This is a genomic window from Pseudomonas asplenii, from assembly GCF_001293465.1.
GTDB lineage: Bacteria > Pseudomonadota > Gammaproteobacteria > Pseudomonadales > Pseudomonadaceae > Aquipseudomonas > Aquipseudomonas fuscovaginae_B.
In genome coordinates, this window is sequence record NZ_JSYZ01000017.1 from 88,464 (window position 1) to 104,142 (window position 15,679).

Sequence of the window (15,679 nt, forward strand, 5' to 3'; positions counted from 1 at the left end):
ATCCGGGGCGCCAGGGTGCCCCGGACTACCCTTATCCCCCTACGGAAGGCCGTCTTCCCGGCCATTCGCGGACGAAGCGCAGGTGGCGATTGTTCGCGGAATCTTGCCCCATGCTGGCATACTGAGCGTCTGCTCGCTTTCGAGTGTCCGTCAGCCCGCCAGTGCGCGTCTGCGCCATGAGGATTCGCGGTGAAGAAAATCGCTGTGTTCGCCGATGTGCAGAACCTCTATTACACCGTCCGCCAGGCCTATGGTTGCCATTTCAACTATGCCGCCCTGTGGGCTGATATCAGCCGGCGTGGGGAAATCGTCGAGGCCTATGCCTATGCGATCGACCGCGGCGACAGCAAGCAGCAGCAATTCCAGCAGATCCTGCGCAACCTGGGCTTCACGGTGAAACTCAAGCCGTACATCCAGCGCAGCGACGGTTCGGCCAAGGGCGACTGGGACGTGGGCATCACCCTCGACATCATGGATGCGGCACCGAATGTCGATGAAGTGGTGCTGGCTTCCGGCGATGGCGACTTCGACCTGCTGCTCGAACGCATCATCGCCAGGCACGGGGTCGACGCGGTGGCCTATGGTGTGCCGGGGCTGACCGCCAACTCGCTGATTCGCGCAGCGAGCCGCTACGTGCCGATCGAAGGCGCGTTGCTGCTGAAAAACTGAACAACCGATTATTGAAAGGGCAGGGCTTTTGGAACGTATTGCGGTCATCGACTTTGAAACCACCGGGATCTCGCCGAGCAGCAGTTGCCGGGCGACGGAAATCGCCGTGGTCATCCTGGAAGAAGGGCGCATCGTCGACCGTTACCAGAGCCTGATGAATGCCGGTGTGCGAGTGCCAGCGTTCATCGAACAACTGACCGGCATCAGCAACGCCATGCTGCGCACGGCGCCATCGGCCGAGCAGGTGATGAACGAGGTCAACCAGTTCGTCGGCGTCACGCCGCTGCTGGCGCACAATGCGGCGTTCGACCAGAAGTTCTGGGACTACGAGCTGTCGCGGATCAAGCGCACCCGCCTGCAGAACTTTGCCTGCTCACTGCTGCTGGCGCGCCGCCTGATGCCGGCGGCGCCGAACCACAAGCTCGGCACCCTGACCACCTATGCACAGTTGCCCAATACCGGGAAGGCGCACCGGGCCATGGCCGATGCCGAGATGGCGGCGAACCTGCTGGCGCATATGGTTGGGGAATTGCGTGACAAGCACGGGCTGCGGGAGCTGTCCCATGACCTGTTGTGCAAGCTGCAGAAAGTGCCGGCGGCGAAGGTGGGGGAGCAGTTGAAGCGGTATCGGGGTGTTTGAGTCAAACCAGGATGAGTGTTGCCCTGAGTCGTGTTAATCGAGATCTTTAATCAGGCAGTAATGCACCAGCCAATCCCTCACGTTTTGTGCCTGATTCAATACCAGGTGCACAACGGCTGTGTCGCTGGCGGCGTCATGGCTGTAGATAACCCGATAAGGATTGTAATTCAGTTCTCGATACTGAATGGCCCCCAGTTCCGCAGCTTGCAGGCAGAGCTGTCCGGATTCCGGGTGGTCGTTGAGTCGGTTTTCTACTTTATCTTCCAGTTCACCAAAGTACTTTGAGGCGGCTTGATGGCCAACCTTGTTGGCCAGATGGAGTTCCTGCATGTCGATCGAGCGGATGGCGGCGTGGGTGAAAACCGTACGGGTCATTTTCTGGCTCTACGAGCGCGCATTTCGTCAGCCGTCAGGAACTTGCCTTCGGCATATTCGCGAGAGCTGATAGCCAGTAGCTTGACAAGGGCCAAGGCTTCATCCCGGTGAACTCGATCCTCATAGGATTCGACGACATAAGCCGGCTTGCCGTTTTGCGTAACGATCATCGGTTCTTGAAGGTCCAGATCGGACGCATGTGCTTTCAGGTAGCTGATTGTCTCGACGCGCATGAGCGACTGTCTCCATCGAGGTGCGAGCGGTGTGTTGGAGTATCAGGCTGGGCCGGATGATCCTTGACTAGTATGAACCTAATTCAGTCCGAATTTGAACCGCTCGTAAGATTCTGGGCAAACTCCTCGCCATCAGCCATCAGCCATCAGCCATCAGCCATCAGCCATCAGCCATCAGCCATTTGCAGAGATAGGGATAGTATGGGGAGATGGATAAGCCTGCACGGTACCTACGGCTATTTTCCCGACTTTGGGAAATGTCGTACTTCTGGTGGCGACATGTGCTGTCTTTTCCGTGTGGTGTATCGCCGCTAGCCTTTCCGCGTCATCGCCAAATCGGTGACAGGGCGTAGGAACCCTTGCAATTGACTCTTTCGATACTGAGCATCCACCATACTCGCTGGCTTCTTTAGCCAGTGTGCCCTTTATGGTGGCCGTGCGCGGGCACGTTGATTCGTGGCCGAGTGTCCGAGAGAGCTCGGTTCCTACCCCGCGTACGGCTGCCACCCAAGTCCGTAGGAAGGCTTTACATGGCAGCTCCTTGAATCTCTCGGAGTGTTCCAAAATGGGAAAAGTCATTCTCGAAAGTCTCGCTGAAACCATACAAGGCCTTCTTGATAACGGCACTGCTTCTGGTGCGTCAGGGCAGCTTGGACCTGCAGCCAACATGGCCTTCGAACCGCAGATATTTAACCGCCACCACCTGAAACTCCGCGCCTTGCTCCTGCATGACGAAGCCTGGTTCTGCGCCCGTGATGTCGGGCGGTTGATGGGGATCGAGTGGCACGAGCGCAAGGCGGTCAAGCTCGACCCGGATCAGCGTCGTACCCTGAACCTGCAGGGCAACAGCGGCCCCGAGGAACATCTGATGATCAGCGAGTCCGGTGTCTATGCGATGCTGGTCTATCACTACCTGCCGGAGAACCGCCACTTGCGCCAGTGGCTGACTCACCAGGTGCTGCCGATGTTGCGCGACCAGCCGCAACCGGCTCAGACCCAGGCGCCGAGCCTGGGCTTGCTGGAGTGGCAAGGAGGGGCACTGAGCCTGCTGCACTGGCGCAAGGAGCCCTGGATCCGCCTGCGGGACATGCCGCAGGTGGTGCCGGTGGCTGGGAGTGGTTGTCTCTGGTGAGGGGCTGACCTGAATGACTCTATGGCGAGCGGGCTTGCCCGCGCTCGGCTGCGAAGCAGCCGTAAAACCGGACACCTCAGTGGCCTGGGCGTTCTCGGTTGTCTGGTTTCGGGGCCGCTTTGCGCCCCAGCGCGGCGGTGCGGCGTCCCGACAAGCCCGCTCGCCACAAAAGCTTGATCGCCACATCCCCCTGGTCCGATCACCACAAGCTGGAGCCAGCTTCCATGTCTTGTCAGCCCTTGGCCTTGCCATTGCCGTTGGTTTCCAAGTGCCCCAGTGGCACCCGCGGCTCGATGGCGCTGGACAGCACGACCGAGGTCTTGCTGAGGCCGAACTGGGCCACCCGGTTGATCAGGTCCTCCAGCTCGCCCATCGAGCCCACCGCCGCCTGCATGATCACGCAAGGGTCGCCCGTGACCCGATGGCATTCGGTGATCTGCGGGATCTGCGCCAGATCGTCGTAGATCTGCTGCTTGCCATGCTGGTTCATCCGTAACTCGATCACGCAACGGATCGGCAGGCCGAGCTTGTCCAGGTCGACCTTGGCCTGGTAGCCGGTGATCACGCCGCTGCTCTCCAGCTTCGAGACCCGCTCGGCCACCGCCGGGGCCGACAGGTTGACCTTGCGCGCCAGTTCGGCGAACGAGGCGCGGCCGTTTTCCAGCAAAGCACCGAGGATCAAACGGTCGTATTTATCCATCTGCAGGGTCTCCGCAAGGCCGACTTTCGAAATCACGGTTTATACCCGTGATATCCATGATTTAGAAAGTGTACCGGCGTGATTACGCGGTTTTGTAACTTATTATTTACCGAAGGCCTTTCTAGAATAGCCTTCCCTTGTCCTGCCCAGAGCCTCCCATGCCTGCCCCTCGCCGCTTTCCGCTACCGTTGATCGGTGCCTTTTTCGCGCTGTATTTCATCTGGGGATCGACCTATCTGGCGATCCGCATTGGCGTCGAGTCCTGGCCGCCGCTGATGATGGCCGGGATCCGTTTCGTGATCGCCGGTGCCCTGATGTATGCCTACCAGCGCTGGCGCGGGGTGCCGGCGCCGACCTGGCAGCAGTGGAAGGCCGCCGCGGTGATCGGCGTGTTGCTGCTGACCTTCGGCAACGGTGCGGTGACCCTGGCCGAGCATATCGGCGTAGCCTCGGGGATTGCCGCGCTGACGGTCGCCACCGTACCGCTGTTCACCCTGCTGTGCGGCTACTTCTGGGGGGGCCGCGCCACCCGTCTCGAATGGGCCGGCATCGTGCTCGGGCTGATCGGTATCGCTCTGCTCAACATGGGCTCCAACCTGCAGGGCAGCCCATTGGGTGCGGGCCTGATCCTGCTGGCGGCCGCCACCTGGTCCTTCGGTTCGGTGTGGAGCAAGCACCTGCCACTGCCGCCCGGCGGCATGGCCAGCGCGGCGGAGATGCTGGTGGCCGGCGTGGTGCTGCTGCTGGCCAGCTTTGCCCGCGGCGAGCGCCTGGCCCACATGCCCTCCGTCGAAGGCTGGGTGGTCATGGCCTACCTGGTGTTCTTCGGTTCGATCATCGCCTTCAACGCCTACATGTACCTGCTGAAGAATGTCCGTCCGGCGGCGGCCACCAGCTATGCCTACGTCAACCCGGCGGTGGCGGTGCTGCTGGGCATCCTGTTCGCCGACGAGCACATTGGCTGGCACGAATGCCTGGCCATGGCGGTGATCATCAGTGCCGTGGTGCTGATCGGTTTGCCGCAGTGGCGCAAGCCGAAAGGGGCCTGACAGGTTAAACTGCCGCGCACGGCTTCTTGCGCTGACTCTTTTCCTACGGTGCTCTTTTTTATGGTACTTGCATGACATTCGCCACTCTCGGCCTGATCGAACCCCTGACCCGGGCCCTGGACACTCTTGGCTACAAGGAGCCGACTCCGGTCCAGGCCCAGGCCATTCCCGCCGTACTGGCCGGCCGCGACCTGATGGCCGCGGCCCAGACAGGTACCGGCAAGACCGCCGGTTTCGCCCTGCCACTGCTGCAACTGCTGGCCATGGAGGGCCCCAAGGTCGCCGCCAACTCGCTGCGCGCGCTGATCCTGGTGCCGACCCGCGAACTGGCCGAGCAGGTCCACGAAAGCGTTCGCCAGTACGCCGAGCACCTGCCGCTGAGTACCTACGCGGTGTACGGTGGGGTCAGCATCAACCCGCAGATGATGAAGCTGCGCCGCGGCGTCGACCTGCTGGTGGCGACTCCGGGCCGCCTGCTCGATCTGTTTCGCCAGAACGCCATCAAGTTCAACCAGTTGCAGACCCTGGTACTGGACGAGGCCGACCGCATGCTCGACCTGGGTTTCCAGGAAGAGCTGGGCAACATCTACCGGGCCTTGCCGAAGAAGCGCCAGACCCTGCTGTTCTCGGCGACCTTCTCCGACGCCATCCGCCTGCTCGCCGGGCAGACGCTGAACAATCCGCTGAGCATCGAGGTCAGCCCGCGCAACGTGGCGGCCAGCACTGTCAAGCAGTGGGTGGTGACGGTCGACAAGAAGCGCAAGTCGGAACTGTTCGTGCACCTGCTGCGCAAGAACAAGTGGAAACAGGTGCTGGTGTTCGCCAAGACCCGCAACGGCGTCGACCAACTGGTGGAAAAGCTCCAGGGACTGGGCGTGAGTGCCGACGGCATCCATGGCGACCGGCCGCAGGCGACCCGGCAACGGGCGCTGGACAGCTTCAAGCAGGGCGAAGTGCAGATTCTGGTGGCGACCGACGTCGCGGCCCGTGGCCTGGATATCGAGGACCTGCCGCTGGTGGTCAACCTGGACCTGCCGATCGTCGCCGAGGACTACGTGCACCGGATCGGTCGCACCGGTCGTGCCGGTTCCACCGGCGAGGCGATTTCCCTGGTGTGTGCCGATGAAGTGAACCTGTTGTCGGCGATCGAGACATTGACCCGCCAGACCCTCAAGCGGCAGGACGAGGCCGGTTTCGAGCCGGATCACCGGGTGCCGCAGACCGACGGGGCCGGCAACGTGGTGAAGAAACCGAAAAAGCCAAAGAAACCCAAGGAATCGGGCGGTGGCAAGCGCAACCTGGGGCGCTGGGTGGACAGTGGCGAGAAACCGGAGGACGTGGCGCCGCCGGTCAAACCGGTGCGCAAGGTGCCGGCGTTCAATACCGGGCCGCGCAAGCGCAAGCCCTGAGCCTGATCTTCCGATCGTTCCCACGCGGCGCGTGGGAGCGATCATGAACATCGAGTCGTCAGACTTCAGGACTGGCGCCGCAGCCACTCCAGCATGCCTTTCCCCGCCACCCGCCCGCTGGCGAAGCAGGCGGTCAGCAGGTAGCCGCCGGTCGGCGCTTCCCAGTCGAGCATTTCGCCGGCGCAGAATACCCCCGGCAACGCCTTGAGCATCAGGCGCTCATCCATCGCTTCGAAGGTCACGCCACCGGCACTGCTGATGGCCTCGTCCAGCGGGCGGGGCGCTACCAACTTCAATGGCAGGGCCTTTATCGCGTTTGCCAGCTGCTCGGGGTCGCCGAAGCAGGCAGCATCCGTCAGCTCACGCAACAACGCCGCCTTGACCCCGTCGATGCCGACCTGGCTGTGCAGGTGCTTGGCCATCGAGCGCGAGCCACGTGGCTTGGCCAGGGCGTTGCGCAGTTGTTCCCGGGTCTTGCCGGGCAGCAGGTCGATCTCGATCACGGCCGAGCCGTGCTGATTGATCTGTTCGCGAATCCCGGCGGACAAGGCGTAGATCAGGCTGCCTTCGATCCCGCTGACGGTAATCACGCACTCGCCGAGGCGCAGGGCGTCGTGCTGCAGCCCGATAGCGACGTTCTTCAGCGGCGCGCCGGCAAACTTGTCCTTCAGCAGTGGGCTCCAGGCCTCGACCTCGAAGCCGCAGTTGCTCGGTTGCAACGGCGCAACCCCGACCGCATGCTGTGCCAACAGCGGCAGCCAGGCACCGTCGGAGCCCAGCCGGGCCCAGCTGCCGCCACCGAGGGCCAGCAAGGTCGCGTCGGGGTTGACGAGCTTTTCGCCGTCCGGGCTGTGGATAACCAGCTTGCCGTCCTGCCAGCCGGTCCAGCGATGGCGGGTGTGGATAACCACCCCGGCCTCGCGCAGACGCTTGAGCCAGGCGCGCAACAGCGGTGCGGCCTTCATGTCGCTGGGGAAAACCCGGCCGGAGGTGCCGACGAAGGTGGTTATCCCCAGGCCGTGAATCCACTCGCGCAGTTCATCCGCGCCGAACGCCCGCAGCATCGGCGCGATCTGCGGTGCACGTTCGGCGTAGCGCGAGAGAAAGGCCGGGTAGGGCTCGGAATGAGTGATGTTCATGCCGCCGACGCCGGCCAGCAGGAACTTGCGTCCGACCGAGGGCATGCCGTCGTACAGGTCGACCTGGGTACCCGCCTGGCTCAGGACCTCGGCGGCCATCAGGCCGGCGGGGCCACCGCCGATGATGGCGACGCGGGAAGGAGTATCGGGGGCTGGACGGGTCATGGCGGGCTGCGAATCGGCTGGATGGGGGCGCGTATTCTACGTTTTTCCACAGCCTTGTGTGGGGTGGGCGGTGCGGGGCTTGCCCGCGAATAGGCCCTCCTGTCTTGCACACTTCCATCGAACCGGCACGGCATCGGCATGTGTACGAAAAACATACAGCCACCTGTGAGCCTTGCTCTGCAAGGCCTGTGCAGCCTTTCACGCAGGTTATCCACAGGCGGTTCCACAGGCATTGTGGGTAAGCCTGCACAACTCAATGACAGCCTGATGACGTCCAGACCCGCTGTGCACTGTGATGCAGGATACCGTGGCGGCGGGCCAGGGCCTGGCGGTCCTTGCTGTAGCCGCCGCCGATCACCCCGACCACCGGGATGTCACGGCCCAGGCAGTGGCGCAGGACCTTTTCGTCGCGGGCCGCGACGCCTTCGTCGGTCAGTTGCAGGTAGCCGAGGGCATCGTCCTTGTGCACGTCGACACCGGCGTCATACAGCACCAGGTCCGGCTGATACAGCGGCAGCAGATAGTTCAGCGCATCGTCCACCACCCGCAGGTAGTCGGCATCGCCCATGCCCATGGGCAGGGGGATGTCCCAGTCACTGCGGGCCTTGCGCGCCGGGAAGTTTTTCTCGCAATGCAGGGAAACCGTAATGGCTTCGGGAGTGTCTTCAAGGATGCGGGCGGTGCCGTCGCCCTGGTGCACGTCGCAGTCGAAGATCAGCACCCGGTCCACGCGCCCGCTTTCGAGGAAATAGCGGCTGATCACCGCGAGGTCGTTGAAGATGCAGAAACCTGCCGGGTGGTCGTAGTGGGCATGATGGGTGCCGCCGGCCAGGTGGCAGGCCAGGCCATGTTCCAGGGCCTGTTCGGCGGCCAGCAGCGAGCCGCCGACCGCCCGCACGGTGCGCCGGGCCAGGGCTTCGTTCCAGGGCAGGCCGAGGCGGCGCTGGTCTTCACGGGACAGTTCGCCGGCCATGTAGCGTTCGATGTAGTCCCGGTCATGGGCCAGGGCGAGGATATCCACAGGGCAGATCTGCGGGCGCAGCAACGCCGGGTCGCTGGTCAGGCCGCTGTCCACCAGGTGATCGCGCAGCAGGCGGAACTTGTCCATGGGGAAACGATGCTCCGGCGGAAACTCGGGGCTGTAGTCGTCGTGATAGATCAGTGGCAACGGCATGGCGATTTCATGTAGGAATGAGTGAAGGATCTTATCAGCGCGATACACTTGCGGGCAGGCAACAGCGTGGCAAGGAAACCTGAAGGGGGGAATGATGGAGCCGATACTGGAACTTGAGAGTGCGCGTCTGCTGTTACGCCAGTGGCGTGACGACGACTTGCCGGAATTTGCCCGGATGTGCGCCGATCCTCAAGTGATGCGCTATTTCCCGGTGACCTTGAGCCGCCTGGAAAGCGCCGCGCTGATCGGGCGCCTTCGCGGCCATTTCGCCGAGCACGGTTTTGGCCTGTGGGCCCTGGAGCGCAAGGACACCGGTGCGTTCATCGGCCTGACCGGGCTGGCCCATGTCAGCTTCGACGCCGACTTCACCCCGGCGGTGGAGATCGGCTGGCGCCTGGCCCATGAGCACTGGGGCCTGGGTTATGCCAGCGAGGCCGCCTGGACCGCCTTGCGCTGTGCGTTCGATCGCCTGGCGCTGGAGGAAGTGGTGGCCTTCACCACCGAAACCAATACCCCTTCGCAGAAGGTCATGCAGGCCATCGGCATGCACTACGATCCGTCGGCGGATTTCGAGCATCCCAAGCTGGCCGAGGACCATCCGTTGCGCAAGCACGTGCTGTACCGCATCAGCCGCGACCAGTGGCTGGAAACCCTGCACGGCTAGTGGCCTGTATGGTTGATTCGAATACTCAAATTCGGGCCCAGGGGGTTGCCAGGCAAGGCGCCATGACGAGTCGTAGCAGGGCTACGGCGAGGAATGGCAACGCTGTCTGGCGAAGCCATGGGCTCGGAGTCGAGCATGCGAATTAGCCACACGGGCCACTAGGGCCTGGGGGCTGCAAACGCTGTATCATTTGCGGCATGAGCGCTGTCGTCGAACAGCGAATGACCTCGACCGCCGCAGCCAAGGCTGGGCGGCATTGCCCTGTGTGAGGAGCGTTTTGATGAGCCACGTGCTGGAAGACCTGGTCGACTTGCTGACCCTGGAATCTATCGAGGAAAACCTCTTTCGCGGGCGTAGCCAGGACCTCGGCTTTCGCCAGCTGTTTGGTGGCCAGGTGCTGGGCCAATCCCTGTCGGCGGCGAGCCAGACCGTCGAGGACGCGCGGCACGTACATTCGCTGCACGGCTACTTCCTGCGCCCCGGCGATGCGGCGCTGCCGGTGGTGTATTCGGTCGACCGCGTGCGCGACGGCGGCAGCTTCAGCACCCGGCGCGTGACCGCGATCCAGAAGGGCCACCCGATCTTCACCTGCAGCGCGTCGTTCCAGTACGACGAAAAAGGCTTCGAGCACCAGAGCAGCATGCCGCAGGTGGTGGGGCCGGAGAACCTGCCGTCGGAGCTGGAAATCACCCGCCAGCGCGCCCACCTGATCCCCGAGCACATGCGCGACAAGCTGTTGTGCCCCAAACCGATCGAAGTGCGCCCGGTGACCGAGAAGGACCCTTACAACCCGCAGCCGGCCGATCCGATCAAGTATGTCTGGTTCCGCGCCGACGGCGCCCTGGCCGATATTCCGGCGTTGCACAAGTACCTGCTGGCCTACGCTTCGGACTTCGGCCTGCTGACCACCTCGATGCTGCCCCATGGCAAGTCGGTGTGGCAGAAGGACATGCAGGTCGCCAGCCTGGACCACGCGCTGTGGTTCCACTCCGACCTGCGCGCCGATGACTGGCTGCTGTACGCGATGGACAGCCCCTGGGCCGGCAACTCCCGCGGTTTCTCCCGTGGCAGCGTGTACAACCGCGCCGGTGTGCTGGTGGCGTCGGTGACCCAGGAAGGCCTGATCCGTCACCGCAAGGACTGGGCATGAGCCTGGCCGATGTACGTCACTGGGTGTTCGACATGGACGGCACCCTGACCGTCGCCGTGCATGATTTCGCGGCGATTCGCGTGGCCCTGTCGATTCCGCCGCAAGACGACATTCTCACCCACCTGGCGGCGCTGCCGGCCGACGAGGCGGCGGCCAAGCATGCCTGGCTGCTGGAGCATGAGCGTGACCTGGCGCTGGGGTCCAGGCCGGCGGTGGGGGCGGTGGAACTGGTGCGCGAACTGGCCGGGCGCGGCTATCGCCTGGGCATCCTGACGCGCAATGCCCGCGAGCTGGCCCATGTCACCCTGGAAGCGATCGGCCTGGCCGACTGCTTCGCCATGGAGGATGTGCTGGGCCGCGACGACGCGCCACCCAAGCCGCACCCGGGCGGTCTGCTGAAACTGGCCGAGGCCTGGGACGTGGCGCCGGGCGAGATGGTGATGGTCGGCGACTACCGCTTCGACCTCGATTGCGGGCGGGCGGCGGGGACCCGGACGGTGCTGGTGAACCTGCCGGACAATCCCTGGCCGGAGCTGGCCGACTGGCATGCCGAGGATTGTGCGGTGTTGCAGCGGATGATTGGCCAGTCGTAGCGATTGCCACGAGGCTCAGCGCGGGAACAAGGCTTCCTGCCCCTGCGCAGAAGTGAACATCCGGTTGCCGTCATGCCCCACCCCCGGCACCTCCACCAACTTCTGAGCCAACCCCTGCGGATGCCGCTGCTGCAGATAGGCAAAGTAGTTGTGCCCGCGGACCAGCCGATACGCACCCTGGGCCTCGGCCGCACAGCTCCTGTCCAGCGCCGGATGGTTCGGGTTGATGTCTTTCTGCCCGAGCAGGTAGGTGACATCACGCTGTACGTAGGCCTGTTCCAGTTGGGCCGATGATTGCCCGGTGACGTAAGCCGGCAGGTTCTGCAGGCCATACTTCCAGTCGTTGAAGCCCGGGCAGCCCGCCGGGTCGAAACCTTTCGCCGGCCGTTGTGCACTGAAATAGGCGTAGGACGACGGATTGGCGACCACATAATGCAGCCGGATACCGCTGCCGGCCAACTGTGCGTCGCCGTGCCCGACCAGTGCATAACGCTGGACCACCTGCCCACCGCCGGAGTGCCCGGCAATCACCACCTTGCGCAGTGCCGGGAATTTCTTGCGATTGCCCAGGCGCGCCAGGACTTCATCCAGCGCGGCATAGGAGCTCATGGCAGCGGGCCCGGTGGCGGGCTCACCGGCCATCCAGTCATTGTCGTGCCAGCGCAACAGACGGTCGGGCAGGTGATTGCGCCGCACATCGCTCTCGTTGAGAAACTGCGGCGCGATGATCAGCGTGTTGCGCGCCTGGTCCGCCTGGGACGCGGCCGTTTCGGCGCTCTGCAGATAGGTCATGGCGTTGCGCAGGCGGCCGTGGACGATGATCAGCACCCGCTGCACATCCGGCATCGGCCCCTTCCAGTCGCGATTGAGGCCGACGCTCAATTCGCCGCCCGACAGTTTCAGGTGATCGGGGCTGACCTCCCTGACGCCATGCTCCGCCGCTCCCGCGCTGACACACAGCCCCAGCAACAGCGCTCCCTGCAGGAGCCGGCTTGCGGGCGATGGCGCCCGACCGGACGAGCGGGCAGCCAACTGGCGAAACACTCCGGTCAGCCAGCCACTGCCCCGTTCATTCACAAACTCTTTGCGGCAAAGGTATCGCATTGACTGAGTTGCCCCTGGGCGAAGCCGACCTTGAACCAGCGCACCCGCTGTGCGGAGGTGCCGTGGGTGAACGAGTCGGGGACTACGCGGCCCTGACCCTGTTGCTGCAGGCGATCATCACCGATTGCATTGGCGGCATTCAAGGCTTCTTCCACGTCGCCGGGCTCCAGCCAGTGCAGGCGCTGCTGGGCATGCCAGGCCCAGACCCCGGCCAGACAGTCGGCCTGCAGTTCCTGGCGCACCAGCAGGCCGCCGTCGCCCTCCATCCGCCGACCCTGCTGGCGCGCCGCCTGGATCTTCGCCGACACACCGAGCAGTGTCTGCACGTGGTGGCCGACTTCGTGGGCGATCACGTAGGCCTGGGCAAAATCGCCGGCGGCCTTGAAGCGCTGGGACATTTCACGGAAGAAATCCAGGTCCAGGTAGACCCGCTGGTCCGCCGGGCAGTAGAACGGTCCGGTGGCCGACGACGCCAGGCCGCAGGCCGAGTTGACCCGGCCGCGGAACAGCACCAGCGTCGGGTCGCGGTACTGGCGCCCCGCCTGCTGGAAGATCTGGCCCCAAGTGTCCTCGGTGTCGCCCAGAATCGCCCGGACGAAGTCCGCCTGTTCGTCATTGGCCGCAGGTGCCTGGCGCGTCTGCGTGGTGGTGGGTACCGAAGCCTGCTGGCCCAACTGGCCGCTGAGCTGTCCGAGGATCTGCATCGGGTCCTGGCCGGTCAACAGGCCGATACCGACGATCAGGACCACCGCCGTCAGGCTCAAGCCCTTGCCGCCGCCGAAACGCAGGCCGCCGCCACCGGCATTGCTATCGTCGCGAGCATCCACCACGTTGTCGCTGCGCCGTCCTTTTTTCCAGAGCATGTGGGAATCCTCCCGTCGTTGTGCCATTTGAGTGTCGTTGCCGTGACGCTTCACCGCCAGTCCGGTCGTCAGGCACTGGATTGCCGATTGAGTTCAGAAACCGCCACCCGCGCCGAATATCAGACACAATTGCCGCTGTCCCGATCCGTAGCCGGAGCCCGCCGTCCCGTGAACATCGATAGTCGCATCAAATTCCGTCACCTCGTGTGCTTTCTCGAAATGGCCCGCCAGGGCAGCCTGGCACGGGCGGCGGATGTCATGGCGGTCAGCCAGCCGGCGATGTCGAAGACCCTGAAGGAGCTGGAGGAACTGCTGGAGACCCGCCTGTTCGTGCGCAGCAAGAGCGGTATCAGCCTGACCGAGGCCGGGGTGGCCTTTTTGCGTTATGCCGGGCCGTCGGTGCAGACCCTGCGCGAGGGCGTGCAGGTCTTGCGCGAAGGCGAGTATGCCGCCGGCGTGGTGCGGCTCGGGGTGCTGTCGACCGTGGAAAGCCTGCTGATCCCGGAAGTGGTGCGGCGCCTGCACGAGCGCCATCCCGCGCTGGTGGTCAGTGTGGTCACCGGACCGAGCGCCTATCTGCTCTCGCAGTTGCGGGTCGGCGATGTCGACCTGGTGGTCGGGCGAATGACCGACAGCCCGCAGATCCAGGGGCTGACCTTCGAGCACCTGTACAGCGAATCCATGACCCTGGTGGCCCGTCCCGATCATCCACTGTTGCAGGGCGCGCTGGATCGTGCGGCTGTGGAAAACTATCCGCTGGTGCTGCCGCTGGCGGGCACCACCATCCGCAAGTTCGCCGACAGCCTGTTCGTGCAGTGTGGTCTCAACCCCTCGCGGCAGCGCCTGGAAACCCTCTCGGTGGCGTTGAGCCGGCGCTATGTGCTGTCCAGCGCGGCACTCTGGCTGGCGCCGCTGGATGCGGTGCGCCTGGACCTGGCGCGGGGCGATTTGCGCGAGATCGACCTCGGGCAGCGTGAGCCGGGTGGTTCGGTGGGTATTTCCAGCAACGCCAGCCTGCCGCTGGCGCTGGCCGCGCAATGGGCGGTGGAGGTGCTGCGGGAGGTGGGGCAGGCCTATCGCGAAGGACATTATCCATAACCATTTGGTTATGAAAGGGGCCCGGCTTTTCAATATTCAGCGGTTTCCTCTTGGGGCACGCTGCAACCGCGTGATTTGCAGTGTGTAGCGTGCAGCTACCTTTCCCGATAAAAACAACAGGAGACCGACATGTCTGAAGCAGACAGCAGTCGTTTTGTCATTCGTGACCGTAACTGGCACCCCAAGGCCCTGACCCCGGACTACAAGACTTCCATCGCCCGTTCCCCGCGCCAGGCGCTGGTGAGCATTCCGCAATCGATCAGCGAAAGCACCGGCCCGGACTTTTCCCATCTGAAGTTCGGCCGTTTCGATAACGACCTGCTGCTCAACTTCAACAACGGCGGCCTGCCGGTGGGCGAGCGCATCGTCCTCGCCGGGCGGGTCTGCGACCAGTACGGCAAGCCTATTCCCCATACCCTGGTGGAAATCTGGCAGGCCAACGCCGGCGGTCGCTACCGCCACAAGAACGACCGCTACCTGGCGCCCCTGGACCCGAACTTCGGCGGTGTCGGCCGGGCGCTCACCGACCGTGATGGCAACTACAGCTTCCGCACCATCAAGCCCGGGCCGTACCCCTGGCGCAATGGTCCGAACGACTGGCGCCCGGCGCATATCCATGTGTCGATCAGCGGCCCGTCGATCGCCACGCGCCTGATCACCCAGCTGTATTTCGAAGGCGACCCGCTGATCCCGATGTGCCCGATCGTCAAGTCGATCGCCAACCCCGAGGCGGTGCAGAGCCTGATCGCCCGCCTGGACATGGGCAATGCCAATCCGATGGATTGCCTGGCCTATCGCTTCGACATCGTGCTGCGCGGCCAGCGCAAGACCCACTTCGAAAACTGCTGAGGAGACCGACCATGCCTGTTCAACTGCTCATGGAAACCCCGTCCCAGACCGCCGGTCCCTACGTGCACATCGGCCTGGCGCTGGCCGCTGCCGGCAACCCGCCCCGTCCCGAGGAAATCTGGAACCGCATGGCCAAGCCCGAGGCGCCGGGCGAGCATATCCTGGTGTTCGGCAACGTCTACGACGGCAACGGCCACCTGGTGCGCGACTCCTTCCTGGAGTTCTGGCAGGCCAACCACGAGGGCGTCTACGACAGAGACTTCGACTCGGAGAAGGCGTTCAACAGCTTTGGCCGCACCGCGACCACCTTCGATGCCGGGGAGTGGACCCTGGAAACCATCAAGCCGGGCGTGGTGAACAACGCCGCCGGTGTACCGATGGCGCCGCATATCAACGTCTCGCTGTTTGCCCGGGGGATCAACATCCACCTGCAGACCCGCCTGTATTTCTCCGATGAGGCCGAGGCCAACGGCAAATGCCCGGTGCTCAACCTGATCGAGCAGCCGCAGCGTCGCGAGACCCTGGTTGCCCAGCGCTGCGAAGTGAATGGACGGACGGCCTACCGGTTCGATATCCGTATCCAGGGTGAAGGCGAGACGGTGTTCTTCGACTTCTGACAAGACTGCGGGAGACGGCCGCCCGGCCGTCTCCCGCAGGTTTTGTGGCGCATGCG

18 protein-coding genes are annotated in these 15,679 nt (G+C 64.0%); 11 read left to right on the forward strand and 7 right to left on the reverse strand.

Translation table 11 applies throughout. The features are described from left to right. Window positions 1-189: 189 nt before the first annotated feature. Window positions 190-669 (forward strand): NYN domain-containing protein, encoded by a 480-nt coding sequence (locus tag PF66_RS21145; RefSeq protein ID WP_054058680.1) that lies wholly within the window; start codon window positions 190-192, stop codon window positions 667-669. Between the two features lie 28 nt (window positions 670-697). Next, complete coding sequence (locus tag PF66_RS21150) at window positions 698-1,309, forward strand: 3'-5' exonuclease (RefSeq protein ID WP_054058681.1); 612 nt, start codon at window positions 698-700, stop codon at window positions 1,307-1,309. A 33-nt stretch (window positions 1,310-1,342) separates the two neighbouring features. Here the strand turns inward: PF66_RS21150 and PF66_RS21155 are convergent, their stop codons facing one another. Continuing rightward, entirely contained in the window at window positions 1,343-1,684 is a 342-nt protein-coding gene (locus tag PF66_RS21155; RefSeq protein WP_054058682.1) for a type II toxin-antitoxin system RelE/ParE family toxin, read from the reverse strand. Continuing rightward, a complete protein-coding gene (locus PF66_RS21160; protein WP_054058683.1) occupies window positions 1,681-1,917 on the reverse strand; it encodes a type II toxin-antitoxin system Phd/YefM family antitoxin in 237 nt (78 codons plus the stop codon). Before PF66_RS21160 ends, PF66_RS21155 begins: the two co-directional genes overlap by 4 nt. Before the next feature lie 667 nt (window positions 1,918-2,584). Here PF66_RS21160 and PF66_RS21165 point away from each other — a divergent pair. Next, a complete protein-coding gene (locus PF66_RS21165; protein ID WP_054058684.1) occupies window positions 2,585-3,049 on the forward strand; it encodes a BRO-N domain-containing protein in 465 nt (154 codons plus the stop codon). 232 nt (window positions 3,050-3,281) lie between these two features. Here the strand turns inward: PF66_RS21165 and PF66_RS21170 are convergent, their stop codons facing one another. After that, a complete protein-coding gene (locus tag PF66_RS21170) occupies window positions 3,282-3,749 on the reverse strand; it encodes an Lrp/AsnC family transcriptional regulator (protein ID WP_054058690.1) in 468 nt (155 codons plus the stop codon). Between the two features lie 158 nt (window positions 3,750-3,907). Here PF66_RS21170 and yedA point away from each other — a divergent pair, with 158 nt between their 5' ends. Together yedA and PF66_RS21180 are read left to right on the forward strand one after the other, a co-directional pair. Beyond that, entirely contained in the window at window positions 3,908-4,798 is an 891-nt protein-coding gene (yedA, locus tag PF66_RS21175) for a drug/metabolite exporter YedA (protein ID WP_054058685.1), read from the forward strand. A 71-nt stretch (window positions 4,799-4,869) separates the two neighbouring features. Continuing rightward, a complete protein-coding gene (locus tag PF66_RS21180) occupies window positions 4,870-6,207 on the forward strand; it encodes a DEAD/DEAH box helicase (RefSeq protein ID WP_054063750.1) in 1,338 nt (445 codons plus the stop codon). A gap of 65 nt (window positions 6,208-6,272) precedes the next feature. Here the strand turns inward: PF66_RS21180 and PF66_RS21185 are convergent, their stop codons facing one another. Together PF66_RS21185 and PF66_RS21190 are read right to left on the reverse strand one after the other, a co-directional pair. Then, window positions 6,273-7,511: a TIGR03862 family flavoprotein gene (locus tag PF66_RS21185; protein ID WP_054063751.1), complete on the reverse strand. Its 1,239-nt coding sequence runs from the start codon at window positions 7,509-7,511 to the stop codon at window positions 6,273-6,275. A gap of 253 nt (window positions 7,512-7,764) precedes the next feature. Further along, the gene (locus PF66_RS21190; RefSeq protein WP_054058688.1) at window positions 7,765-8,685 is read right to left on the reverse strand and encodes a histone deacetylase family protein; all 921 of its coding nucleotides are present in this window, start codon (window positions 8,683-8,685) and stop codon (window positions 7,765-7,767) included. Between the two features lie 94 nt (window positions 8,686-8,779). Here PF66_RS21190 and PF66_RS21195 point away from each other — a divergent pair, with 94 nt between their 5' ends. The 3 genes from PF66_RS21195 (at window position 8,780) to PF66_RS21205 (ending at window position 11,092) form a co-directional block, all read left to right on the forward strand. Then, window positions 8,780-9,349: a GNAT family N-acetyltransferase gene (locus PF66_RS21195; protein ID WP_054058691.1), complete on the forward strand. Its 570-nt coding sequence runs from the start codon at window positions 8,780-8,782 to the stop codon at window positions 9,347-9,349. Between the two features lie 280 nt (window positions 9,350-9,629). Continuing rightward, the gene (gene tesB, locus PF66_RS21200) at window positions 9,630-10,499 is read left to right on the forward strand and encodes an acyl-CoA thioesterase II (RefSeq protein WP_054058689.1); all 870 of its coding nucleotides are present in this window, start codon (window positions 9,630-9,632) and stop codon (window positions 10,497-10,499) included. Continuing rightward, window positions 10,496-11,092 (forward strand): HAD family hydrolase, encoded by a 597-nt coding sequence (locus tag PF66_RS21205; protein WP_054063752.1) that lies wholly within the window; start codon window positions 10,496-10,498, stop codon window positions 11,090-11,092. The genes tesB and PF66_RS21205 overlap by 4 nt, the downstream gene beginning before the upstream one ends. 15 nt (window positions 11,093-11,107) lie before the next feature. On the opposite strand, the gene PF66_RS21210 is transcribed toward PF66_RS21205, so the two are convergent. Beyond that, window positions 11,108-12,064 carry an alpha/beta hydrolase gene (locus PF66_RS21210; RefSeq protein ID WP_152973069.1) on the reverse strand — a complete coding sequence of 319 codons (957 nt, stop codon included), beginning with the start codon at window positions 12,062-12,064 and terminating at the stop codon, window positions 11,108-11,110. A 101-nt stretch (window positions 12,065-12,165) separates the two neighbouring features. Next, on the reverse strand, window positions 12,166-13,059 hold the full coding sequence (gene ypfJ, locus PF66_RS21215; RefSeq protein WP_054059094.1) for a KPN_02809 family neutral zinc metallopeptidase: 894 nt from the start codon (window positions 13,057-13,059) through the stop codon (window positions 12,166-12,168). Window positions 13,060-13,227: 168 nt separating this feature from the next. Between ypfJ and pcaQ the strand changes: the two genes are divergently transcribed. The 3 genes from pcaQ to pcaG all read left to right on the forward strand — a co-directional run bounded on the left by pcaQ (window position 13,228) and on the right by pcaG (window position 15,623). Next, on the forward strand, window positions 13,228-14,157 hold the full coding sequence (gene pcaQ, locus PF66_RS21220) for a pca operon transcription factor PcaQ (RefSeq protein ID WP_054059093.1): 930 nt from the start codon (window positions 13,228-13,230) through the stop codon (window positions 14,155-14,157). 129 nt (window positions 14,158-14,286) lie between these two features. After that, window positions 14,287-15,006, forward strand: a complete 720-nt coding sequence (gene pcaH / locus PF66_RS21225; protein WP_054059092.1) for a protocatechuate 3,4-dioxygenase subunit beta — start codon at window positions 14,287-14,289, stop codon at window positions 15,004-15,006. An 11-nt stretch (window positions 15,007-15,017) separates the two neighbouring features. After that, window positions 15,018-15,623 carry a protocatechuate 3,4-dioxygenase subunit alpha gene (gene pcaG, locus PF66_RS21230; RefSeq protein WP_054063753.1) on the forward strand — a complete coding sequence of 202 codons (606 nt, stop codon included), beginning with the start codon at window positions 15,018-15,020 and terminating at the stop codon, window positions 15,621-15,623. Window positions 15,624-15,679 lie beyond the last annotated feature (56 nt).

Coding starts and splice junctions, on each gene's coding strand:
- PF66_RS21155 (WP_054058682.1), bottom strand. CDS start 1,684: ATGACCCGTACGGTTTTCACCCACGCCGCCATCCGCTCGATCGACATG.
- PF66_RS21160 (WP_054058683.1), bottom strand. CDS start 1,917: ATGCGCGTCGAGACAATCAGCTACCTGAAAGCACATGCGTCCGATCTG.
- PF66_RS21165 (WP_054058684.1), top strand. CDS start 2,585: ATGGCCTTCGAACCGCAGATATTTAACCGCCACCACCTGAAACTCCGC.
- PF66_RS21170 (WP_054058690.1), bottom strand. CDS start 3,749: ATGGATAAATACGACCGTTTGATCCTCGGTGCTTTGCTGGAAAACGGC.
- yedA (WP_054058685.1), top strand. CDS start 3,908: ATGCCTGCCCCTCGCCGCTTTCCGCTACCGTTGATCGGTGCCTTTTTC.
- PF66_RS21180 (WP_054063750.1), top strand. CDS start 4,870: ATGACATTCGCCACTCTCGGCCTGATCGAACCCCTGACCCGGGCCCTG.
- PF66_RS21185 (WP_054063751.1), bottom strand. CDS start 7,511: ATGACCCGTCCAGCCCCCGATACTCCTTCCCGCGTCGCCATCATCGGC.
- PF66_RS21190 (WP_054058688.1), bottom strand. CDS start 8,685: ATGCCGTTGCCACTGATCTATCACGACGACTACAGCCCCGAGTTTCCG.
- PF66_RS21195 (WP_054058691.1), top strand. CDS start 8,780: ATGGAGCCGATACTGGAACTTGAGAGTGCGCGTCTGCTGTTACGCCAG.
- tesB (WP_054058689.1), top strand. CDS start 9,630: ATGAGCCACGTGCTGGAAGACCTGGTCGACTTGCTGACCCTGGAATCT.
- PF66_RS21205 (WP_054063752.1), top strand. CDS start 10,496: ATGAGCCTGGCCGATGTACGTCACTGGGTGTTCGACATGGACGGCACC.
- ypfJ (WP_054059094.1), bottom strand. CDS start 13,059: ATGCTCTGGAAAAAAGGACGGCGCAGCGACAACGTGGTGGATGCTCGC.
- pcaH (WP_054059092.1), top strand. CDS start 14,287: ATGTCTGAAGCAGACAGCAGTCGTTTTGTCATTCGTGACCGTAACTGG.
- pcaG (WP_054063753.1), top strand. CDS start 15,018: ATGCCTGTTCAACTGCTCATGGAAACCCCGTCCCAGACCGCCGGTCCC.